The organism is Acutalibacter sp. (assembly GCF_056800975.1).
The window spans coordinates 1-9738 of record NZ_JBQISV010000081.1 but is presented as its reverse complement, the minus strand read 5'-3'; the positions used below and the strand labels follow the sequence as shown (position 1 = coordinate 9738).

General features: G+C 59.0%; 7 protein-coding genes. 2 read left to right on the top strand and 5 right to left on the bottom strand.

All coding sequences use genetic code 11. The annotated features are described in order from the left end of the window. The coding region (locus ACTO5E_RS08650) for an NADP-dependent isocitrate dehydrogenase (protein ID WP_482303014.1) at positions 1 to 1126 on the top strand (1126 nt) is incomplete at its 5' end. 225 nt (positions 1127 to 1351) lie between these two features. Here the strand turns inward: ACTO5E_RS08650 and ACTO5E_RS08645 are convergent. Next, positions 1352 to 2230 carry a peptidylprolyl isomerase gene (locus tag ACTO5E_RS08645; RefSeq protein ID WP_482303013.1) on the bottom strand — a complete coding sequence of 293 codons (879 nt, stop codon included), beginning with the start codon at positions 2228 to 2230 and terminating at the stop codon, positions 1352 to 1354. A 406-nt stretch (positions 2231 to 2636) separates the two neighbouring features. Between ACTO5E_RS08645 and ACTO5E_RS08640 the strand changes: the two genes are divergently transcribed. Beyond that, on the top strand, positions 2637 to 3536 hold the full coding sequence (locus ACTO5E_RS08640) for a S1 RNA-binding domain-containing protein (protein ID WP_482303012.1): 900 nt from the start codon (positions 2637 to 2639) through the stop codon (positions 3534 to 3536). Between the two features lie 120 nt (positions 3537 to 3656). Here ACTO5E_RS08640 and ACTO5E_RS08635 read toward each other — a convergent pair whose 3' ends face one another. From ACTO5E_RS08635 to ACTO5E_RS08620, 4 genes are all read right to left on the bottom strand, one after another. Then, positions 3657 to 4919 (bottom strand): cation:proton antiporter, encoded by a 1263-nt coding sequence (locus ACTO5E_RS08635; protein WP_482303011.1) that lies wholly within the window; start codon positions 4917 to 4919, stop codon positions 3657 to 3659. A gap of 190 nt (positions 4920 to 5109) precedes the next feature. Further along, positions 5110 to 5355, bottom strand: a complete 246-nt coding sequence (locus ACTO5E_RS08630; protein ID WP_482303010.1) for an acyl carrier protein — start codon at positions 5353 to 5355, stop codon at positions 5110 to 5112. Between the two features lie 5 nt (positions 5356 to 5360). Next, a complete protein-coding gene (locus ACTO5E_RS08625) occupies positions 5361 to 7172 on the bottom strand; it encodes an HAD-IIIC family phosphatase (protein WP_482303009.1) in 1812 nt (603 codons plus the stop codon). Positions 7173 to 7325: 153 nt separating this feature from the next. Next, complete coding sequence (locus ACTO5E_RS08620) at positions 7326 to 9113, bottom strand: DHHW family protein (protein ID WP_482303008.1); 1788 nt, start codon at positions 9111 to 9113, stop codon at positions 7326 to 7328. Between the last annotated feature and the right edge of the window lie 625 nt (positions 9114 to 9738).

Here is a 9738-nt window from a genome sequence, read left to right as displayed (position 1 = left end):
GGACCTGCTGCTGGAGCCCTACATTGACCTGAACCTGGAATATTATGACCTGGGCCTGCCCCACCGGGACGAGACCGGGGACCAGGTGACTGTGGACGCGGCCCTGGCAACCAAAAAGTACGGCGTGGCGGTGAAATGCGCCACCATCACCCCCAACGCCGCCCGCATGACCGAGTACAACCTGAAGGAGATGTGGAAGTCCCCCAACGGCACCATTCGCGCCGTGCTGGACGGCACGGTGTTCCGGGCGCCCATTCTGGTCAAGGGCATCACCCCCTATATCCCTACCTGGAAAAAGCCTATCACCATTGCCCGCCACGCCTTTGGCGACATTTACAAGAACACCGAGACAACGGTGCCCGCCGGGGCCAAGGCCGAGCTGCTGGTCACCCTGCCCGGCGGCGTGGAGCAGAAATATCTGGTCCACCAGTTTGAGGAGAGCGGGGGGGTGTTCCAGGGGCAGTTCAACCTGGACGCCAGCATTGAGAGCTTTGCCCGGTCCTGCTTCCACTTTGCGCTGGACACCAAACAGGACCTGTGGTTCTCCTCCAAGGACACCATCTCGAAAAAGTATGACCACCGGTTCAAGGACATCTTCCAGGAAATTTTTGAGAAGGAATACGCGCCGCGGTTTGAGGAGGCGGGTATTGAATATTTCTACACCCTCATCGACGACGCGGTGGCCCGGGTGGTGCGCAGCGAGGGCGGGTTCATCTGGGCCTGCAAAAACTACGACGGCGATGTGATGAGCGACATGGTAGCCACGGCCTTTGGCAGTCTGGGCATGATGACCTCTGTGCTGGTGGCTCCGGACGGGGCCTGGGAGTATGAGGCCGCCCACGGCACAGTGACCCGCCACTATTACAAGCACCGCAAGGGGGAGGAGACCTCCACCAACTCGGTGGCGACCCTGTTCGCCTGGACCGGAGCCCTGCGCAAGCGGGGCCAGCTGGACGGCAACCACCGGCTGACCGCTTTTGCGGACCGGCTGGAAAAGGCCACCATTGACACCATTGAGAGCGGCGTCATGACCGGCGATTTGGCCTCCATGTCCACCCTGCCCCAGGTGCGCAAGGTGAACACCGAGGAGTTCCTGCTGGCCATTAAAGAGAGGCTTGAGGCCTAGGGCTTGTTTAAAAAATCGGAAACGCCGTCTTTTTACCCGGAAGGGGCCCCTTTCTGCGTCAAAAATCCTCGCCAATCGGAAGATTGCCTTGCGGTTTTTTCCTTGAAATGAACCTCTTCTGGGTAAAAATTCGTCATTTCCTCTATTTTCAAACAAGCCCTAAACAGGAAGAAAAAAAGAAGGCCCGCCCAGGAGGCAGGCCTTCTTTTTTGTTCCAAGCCGGGCTTACGCGCCCGCATACTCCACAATCTCAATCTTCTCAATGACCATGGGCTCTACCGGCTTGTTGCTGCTGGGGTCGGTCTCAGCCTGAGAGAGCTTGTACACATGGTCCATGCCCTCAAACACCTGGCCGAACACCGTGTGTCCGCTGCCGTCGGTGGAGTAGGCCCCGTCCAGGTGGCAGTTGCCGCCGTGGGTGCTGTAAAGGTCCTGATAGAGGTTGTTCTTACCGTCCTTTTGCTTGTTCACCTTGTCCATGTCCAGCCACTTGGCAGCATAGCGGGAGGTAAAGACCTCCGGGTCCTTCTTGTACAGGTCATAGCCCTGCTGATACTGCTCCCACTGCTCTGCGGGGACAGGGGTGTTGGTGCAGTTGATGAAGAACTGACTGCCGTTGGTGTTTTTGCCCGCGTTGGCCATGGAGAGAGAGCCGTCAATGTTCACCAGGTTCTCGGCAAACTCGTCCTCAAAGTTCTCGCCCCACACGCTCTCGCCGTCGGTGCCGGTGCCGTTGGGGCTGCCCCCCTGAATCATGAAATTCTCCATGACCCGGTGGAAGGTAAGGCCGTCATAATAGCCCTCTATGGCGTGGCGCTTGAAGCTGTACACAGCCTTGGGGGCCTCGTCGGGGAAGAAGCGGATTTTGATGACCTCCCCGGTCTGCATGGTAATCACCGCAATCTCCTCCCCGGCCTGGGGCGGGTTCAGCTGCCAGCCCAGCTTTTCCGAGTTCTTCTGGGGCTTCAGCTCCTCCATGGCAATGGAGTCCTCAGAAGAGCCCAGAACCTTGTCCGCCGGAGATTCCTTCGCTCCGCCGCTGCCGCAGGCGGTAAGACTGAGAAATGTCAACAGACAGAGAATGGCGCAGATGGTACGTTTCAAAGCATTGTCCTCCTATGTTTTCAATTCTTACTTATTTTAGCGCAGAGAGAGGAAATATGCAAGCATTTTCTTAGGGCTTGTTTGAAAAATCGGAAAGGCCGTCTTTTTACCCAGAAGGGGCCCCTTTCTGCGTCAAAAATCCTCGCCAATCGGAAGATTGCCTTGCGGTTTTTTCCTTGAAATGAACCCCTTCTGGGTAAAAATTCGTCATTTCCTCTATTTTCAAACAAGCCCTAAAGAGCGAAAAAACTCTCAGAGATTATCAGGCGGCTCTTGCGTTCCCCTCTCCCACGGGCATATTACCCCTTCCTCCAGCATAAAGATTGACAAAACCAGGACGAATGGAAACGTCTGAAGGAGAAAGGGATGTGTCAGACTCATGCAATTTTATCCGGAAGGCTATTTGATGGATACCCCCGAAAACGCCGCCGCCCTCCAGAGCCCGGCGGCGCTGGCAGAGGCCGTGCGGGAGGAGAAAATATTGGAGGCCAGGGCAGTGATGTGCGACAGCAGCCACGACCTGATTGTGGAGCTGCCCGGCATGAAGGGGGTGATCCCCCGGGAGGAGGGGGCCATTGGCATCCGCGAGGGCACGGTGCGGGACATTGCCATTCTCTCCCGGGTGAACCGCCCTGTGTGCTTTGTGGTGCAGGAGCTCACAGGGGACCAGTGGGGAGGCGTGACCGCCCGCCTCTCCCGCCGGGCGGCCCAAGAGCGCTGCGCCGCCCAGTACATAGCGGGCCTGCTGCCGGGGGATGTGATTACGGCCCGGGTGACCCACATCGAGCCCTTTGGGGTGTTTGCCGACATCGGCTGCGGCATCTCGTCGCTGCTGCCCATTGACGCCATCTCGGTCTCCCGCATTGAGCACCCCCGGGAGCGTTTTCTGCCGGGCATGGACATCAGGGCCGTGGTGCGCAGCAAGGAGAACAGCCGGGTCACCCTGACCCACAAGGAGCTGCTGGGCACCTGGGAGGAGAACGCGGCCCGGTTCCAGGCAGGAGAGACCGTGGGCGGGGTCATTCGCAGCGTGGAGAGCTATGGGGTGTTTGTAGAGCTGGCCCCCAACCTGGCGGGGCTGGCGGAGCTGAAGGAGAATATCTTTCCCGGCCAGCAGGCCAGCGTGTTCATCAAAAGCGTGCTGCCCGGCCGCATGAAAATCAAGCTCATTATTATTGAGACCTTCGACAGCCCTCCCCGACGGCCCAGCCCGCCGGAGTACTTTTTTACCGGGCGGCATATGGATGTGTTTCAGTATTCCCCTGCCCAGAGCGAACGCTTTATCGGCACCCGCTTCCATAATTGACGCTATTCCGGCCCGCTGACTGTGGAAGGGGCTGGTTCAACAAAAAGACCTCCCCAGCGGCCCCATGAGGGCGGCAGGGGAGGTCTTTGCTTGTCAGCAGCAACCGGTATGTCCCAAGCCTCAGGCTGAGGCCTTGGCAGGCTTTTCCTCCTTGGGCTTGATATCGCCCGCAGCGGTAAGGGCCATTTTGGTCAGGGTGGGGCCTACCAGCTCATAGATGAGCACGCCGAACAGCACAATGCTGCGAATGGTAGAGCCGATCTCTCCCAGCGACCCCACCTGAGAGGCCATTCCCAGGGCAACGCCTGCCTGCGGCAGCAGGGTAATGCCCAGATATTTCTGAATGGCCGGAGCGCACCCGACAATGCGGCTGCTGCCCATAGCCCCAAAGTATTTGCCCAGAGAGCGGGCCAGAATGTACACCAGCCCAATGCCCACCACAGCCAGGTCGGTGAACACATCCAGGTGCAGCTCTGCGCCGCTGAGCACAAAGAACAAGGTCAGCAGCGGGGCGGACCACTTGTCGGCCCGGCCCATCAGGTCCTCAGAATTGGGGCAGGTGTTGCAAAACACCGTGCCCAGCATCATGCAGACCAGCAGAGAGGAGAACTTCACCGTCAGCCCGGCAATCTCAAAGCTCACCATAGACAGAGCCACCGCCGCCACCACAAAGCCCGCAATCATGGCCACGCGGTTGCGGTTAGAGAGAAACCACCGCTCCATCAAGGTGAGCACCCAGCCCAGCAGCGCCCCCAGGGCCAAAGAGAGAACAATCTCCAGCAAGGGTTCCACAGCAATCGAGGCAATGCTGGCGCTGTTGGACTCCATGGCCTGGGCCGCGCCAAAGGAGATGGCGAAGATGACCAGCCCCACCGCGTCGTCCAGGGCCACAACAGGCAGAAGAATGTCGGTCAGGGGCCCCTTGGCCTTGTACTGGCGCACCACCATCAAGGTAGCGGCCGGGGCAGTGGCCGCCGCAATGGCCCCCAGGGTGATGGCCGCGGACACAGGCAGCTTGTCTCCCAAAAACAGGTGGAGCGCCAGCAGGGCAGCGTCCACCAGCAGCGTGGCGGCCACTGCCTGAAAGATGCCCACAATCACCGCCGCCCTGCCTGTGGTGCGCAGAGAGGACAGCCGGAACTCGCTGCCGATGGCAAAGGCAATAAAGCCCAGGGCCACGTCAGAAATGGGCTGAAAGGTGTCCACCAGCTCAAAGCTGGAAAAGCCCACCCCCGGCAGGCCCAGCCGGCCAATGAGGCAGGGGCCCAGCAGCACCCCGGCAATCAGATAAGAGGTGACGTCCGGCAGGTGGAATTGCTTGAACAGACGGGTCATCATCAGCCCGGCCACCAGGGCCACGGAGATGCAGAGCAGTAAGATCATGACGGTTTCCTTCTTTTCTGTGATAAAGTATTTGAATAAAAAATGGACGCCGGTTTCATTTGAGCGAAATCCAACATCCATTATATTACTCTTAAAATATCGATTTGTCAACAAGCAGCGTTGGGGTCGAGGGGGAAAATCTTACAGGGAAACGCCGGGAAATTTGGCGACAAAATCAATGATAAAAATTTTAAGCTCTTGCTCTCTGGGCAATAATCTGGGCCATCTCTCCCACATTGCGCATGGAGGAGATCTCGCCCATTTTGAACTTCATCCGGAATTCCCGCTCTACCGCGGAGATGAGGGTGATGTGTTCCAGGCTGTCCCAGTCGTCAATGTCATCGGCTGTGGTGTGGGGGGTGACCCGGATGGCCGGGTCGTCAAAAACCTCCTGAAAGACCTGGTTCAGGCGGGTGTAAATTTCACGTTCGTTCATGGCTCTCATCCTTTCTCTGCATTGTTTTCGCGGCCCTCGGGCGGGGCGGCGGCAATCACCTGGCACCTGGGGGCATAGCCGGCCAGGCTCAGCTCCCAGTGGGTGGCTCCGCTGGGGTCTTCGCTGGTTTTGGCAAAGCCAAAGCTGGGGTACAGGTCCTTTACCATGGTGTTTTTGGCAGTGGGCAGGTAGTGTCCCCGCAAAACCTGAACGCCCCGGGCCCGGCACTGCTCCGCCAGAGCGTCCAGCATGGCCAGCTCCATGTCGCGCTTGAGCACCCGGCAGCTCATAAGCCAAAGCTCAAGATCAGCGGCATGGCCCTCCACATGGGCCAACACGACCGACACCACCCCGTTGTCGCCAAACTTGTCCGTCAGCTTGCCAAACAGCCGGATATAGCTGGGGTCCTGGGCAATCTGCTCCATCTGGGGCAGGGTATAACGCCGGGTGGTCAGGTTAAACTGGTTGGACTTGTTGGTAAGCTGGGTGATGCGGGGCAGGTAGAGGGGGAGAAAGTCTCCAATGACCGCCTGCATCTCCAGGCTTTTCAGGTACTCCTGGTAGTCGCCGAACCGGGCCTGCTGTGCCGCCCGCTGGGCGTTGGCCTGATACATCTCGCCCCGGCGCAGGTCGTCCTGGCTCAGGCTGGGGGCCTCAAACCAGCCGTTCCGGTCAATGGCCGCAATATAGTTCTCCACCCCTTCCATGTCCGGCACGGCCGCCCCGGGCAGCTGGGCCCGAACGATCTCCCGCTCAGCAGGGTTGTCGTCGGCAAAAACCAGAGACTCCGGGAGCAGGTTCAGCTCCTGGGCAATAGCGGCCAGATTGCGGTCCTTGTTCTCCCAGTTAGCCTTGACGACGGTAAAATCCTCAGGCCGCAGCAGGCCCTCCGGGTGGCGCAGGCCGCTGAGGGCATTGTCCTCGTCATTTTTCGAGCACACCGCCAGCAGAACCCCAGAGGCGCTCAGCTCCTTCACATAGCTCTGAAATTCATAGTAGGACTGAGCCACGCCGTTCTCCTGGCCGATTTCAATGCCGTCCACGCCGTCGTCGCCGACCACGCCGCCCCAAAGGGTGTTGTCCAGGTCCAGAGCCAGCACCTTCTTCCGCCCGCCGAACAGAGCCTTGATAAGGCTGGCGGCAGCAGAGGCAAAGGCGGGGATGGCCTCAAGACACAGAGCGTATTTGTACAGGTTCCAGCAGGCAGGGTCCGCCCAGCGGCGCAGGCCGAAGTCGGCGGAGAGATAGTCGATATCGTGGATATAAAAGCCCTCATGCTCCTGGGCAAAGGCGGCAAAGGCCTGGTTCAGCCGGGCGGTGAACTGCCCCCTGCCGTGGGGGTCCCAGCCGTCCCGGCTGCCCAGGACGCGGTAGAAGGGCTTCTCGAAATTGTTCTGGATGATGGGGCAGTGGAAGATTTCTGCAAGGCTGTCCCAGACAGCGCGGAATTTCCCCAGCTCTTCGGCCAGCTTTTCTTCGACGGCCTGGGGGCTGTCTGACAGCTGGGGCCAATGGGTGATGTTCCGGCTGGTGGTGTGGACAAAGACCAGCTCCGGCTGAAAGTCCAGCAGCTGCTGGGGAGGAAACAGAGCGTCCTGATAGAACTGGCCGTACTCCGATTCGTAAAATTCCGGCTGGATGCCGGCATCCAGTAAAAACAATTCCATTGTTTTTATAATATCACTGGTAGTCGAGCCGCCCAGCACGGCGATCCTCTTTGGGAGCCGGGGGCGGCCGTCCTCCAACAGGGTGCGGCGCAGGGCCTTCCGGCGGCGGAGGATCTGGCTGGGGTCAAAGGGATATTCCAGTTCGCGCATGGTTGTACCTCTATGGTGTGTAATAATGTGGAGCATAGAAAAAGAAGCGGGCCAAACCGTCACAGGCAAAAGCAAAGGCCGGCAGTCTTATAACCAACCCTCTGTCAGACTGGGACAGACACCCCAACCCAACGGCAGAATCCAACGGCCCTCCTACGGGTGCGGGTCCGTAATGGTCTCTCCCGCGTTCTGGCTGATGAGGTTTGCCACATTGGCCCCGTTCTCTCCCACCAGAGAGAAAGCGGAGACGGTAAACACCACGTCGGTAATGCCCATATCTCGTATAAAGCTGACCAGATTGCGCTCCATATAGCGGACGTCAGCCACAAAGATCTGGTCAAAGGAGCCGACATAATAGGGGACGGTGGCGTTGCCAAAGCTGTCCTTCATCACCAGCAGCTTGCGCCCGGTGTTGGCCTGGGTGGTGGCCTTTACAATATACTGGTCCCCGCCCAGGAAGTAGGTGTATGCGTCGCTTGCGCCGTCAACCCCCTCGGCAAACAGGTTGTCCCCGTCCCACTGCAGCTGAAAGGCAGTGTCATAATACACCGCGTCGTAGGGCTTGCCAGGGGTGTAGTAGGTGAAGTCCTCCGGGTCGTTGAGAATTTTGGCCGACTGGTTGGAGAAACCGTACATGCTGCCCACAAAGCCGGAGAAAACCCCTGGCGTGTAGGTGCTCAAATCGTCAAAGGGCACGCCTGCGGCTTGGGCAAAGGCCTGGGCCGCGTAGTAGGCGCCCAAAGGCTGCCAGTGGTGGTCGGTGCGGCAGTAGATGGGCTCGCTGGCGTGGCTGGCCAGCGTGTCGCAGATATTGATGCCCGTAATCCCCTGGTCCAGCTGAGCATGAACCGCGTCAAAGCAGGCAGACTGGTCGTTGACATACTCCTTCAGCTGGTCCGGGGTGTAGAACTGGCAGGCCAGAGGCGCGGGCATGGAGTAGATGCGCACGCTGCTGTCCACCTGAGCCCGCAGGCTGTTAAGGGCATCGACATAGCCGCCCGCCATATCCGCCGAGCCGCCAAAGGGCTCCAAGCCCCGGTAGTGGCCGTCCTGCTTAATCAGCATAATCTGTCCCTCGCCAATCATGTTGGCCTCCTCCGCCTGGTGGAAGGGGTTTTCAGTGGGAGCGGGGGTGGCCAGAATCATATTCCGGCCGGCTGCGCCCTCCAAAGCCATGGCGACCTGGGCAGTGGTCCCACTGGGGTCCGCAGTGGGGGCGGCGGTTTCATCTGCTGGGGGAGCGGTGGCTTTAGAGGCCGCAGGCTCCTTCTTCTGGATATTGCCCACAAACTCCACGTCATTTGCAGAGGCAGGCAGGCCAAAGACAGATTTCAGGTTGCTGCCCAGCTTTTTCAGGCCGTCCCGGTTGGGTACTGTGTCGGTAAAGTAGTGGGTGACAGCGGCGGTAAACTCGCCGGAAAAATAGCTTTTCAGAGAGAAAGCAGGGAAGTGGGCCAGCTCCCGCTTTTCGATTTGGGACTTGGTAGAGCGGGGCAGAAACAGCATCAAAGCTGCGCCCAGAGACAGGCTCAGGGCCAGCACAGCGGCAATGGCGAGAGAGGCGCGGTATTCCAGCCTGGCCCTGCGCTTCTGCCGGGATTTCTGCCGGTCCGTCCGGGCAGCGGTCTCCCGCTTGTCCTGAGTAGAGGGAATGAACTCCCGGACAATACCAGTGCCGTCAGGAGGATAGGCAGAGGTATAGCCGTTTTTCCCGTCGTAGTCTGCCATCAGCTCCACCGGGCCAACGTCGTTATCCAATGGGACAGGCTGGGTCCCAGGGGCTGAGGCCGGAGGGCCGTAGTCCACATAGTCATCCATATCGCTGGGCACAGGGACCAAGGCCTGAGCGGCCCGGGTGGTTTTAGGGGAGAGAGGCGGCAAATCAAAAACCGGAACCTCCCGCCCCCGATATCTCCCCTCCTCAAAACGCCCCCCAACCATCACATCATCCCCCTTTTTTAATCCGCTTTTTTAGTCCGCCTTTTTGGCCCTGCTGGGAGCACGGTCCTACCACGATGCTATTAGGCTGCTTTTTTTAGTCCGCCTTTTTGGCCCCTGCAGGGAGCAAAGCCCTACCACGATGCTATTAGGCTGCTTTTTTTAGTCCGCCTTTTTGGCCCCTGCAGGGAGCAAAGCCCTACCACGATGCTATTAGGCTGCTCTTTTTAGTCCGCCTTTTTGGCCCTGCTGGGAGCAAGGCCCTACCACGATGCTATTAGGTTGCTTTTTTTAGTCTACCTTTTTGGCCCTGCTGGGAGCAAGGCCCTACCACGATGCTACTAAGTTACCCCCTTAGGATGGAGGAGGTTTACAATGATATACTGGGAAGCAGCCTTTTTTCTGTGCGCCCAGCCTGCCATGTCAAGCGAACACCCTCGAAGATCAGTTGATAAGCTCCCACAACAAACCGCGACCACGAGCCTAACAGTTCGCTCCCACCAGCACTGGCTGATACCCGCAAACCCTCAAACCGCGACCACAAGCCTAACAGTTCGCTCTCACCAGTGTCGGTTGATACCAACACCCCCCCAAACCGCGACCACAAGCTTAGCGGTTCCCTCCCACC

Bases quoted from the DNA above. Each gene is read 5' to 3' on its own strand.
- ACTO5E_RS08630 (WP_482303010.1), bottom strand. From the start codon at position 5,355: ATGAACGAACGTGAAATTTACACCCGCCTGAACCAGGTCTTTCAGGAG.
- ACTO5E_RS08620 (WP_482303008.1), bottom strand. From the start codon at position 9,113: ATGGTTGGGGGGCGTTTTGAGGAGGGGAGATATCGGGGGCGGGAGGTT.
- ACTO5E_RS08640 (WP_482303012.1), top strand. From the start codon at position 2,637: ATGGATACCCCCGAAAACGCCGCCGCCCTCCAGAGCCCGGCGGCGCTG.
- ACTO5E_RS08625 (WP_482303009.1), bottom strand. From the start codon at position 7,172: ATGCGCGAACTGGAATATCCCTTTGACCCCAGCCAGATCCTCCGCCGC.
- ACTO5E_RS08635 (WP_482303011.1), bottom strand. From the start codon at position 4,919: ATGATCTTACTGCTCTGCATCTCCGTGGCCCTGGTGGCCGGGCTGATG.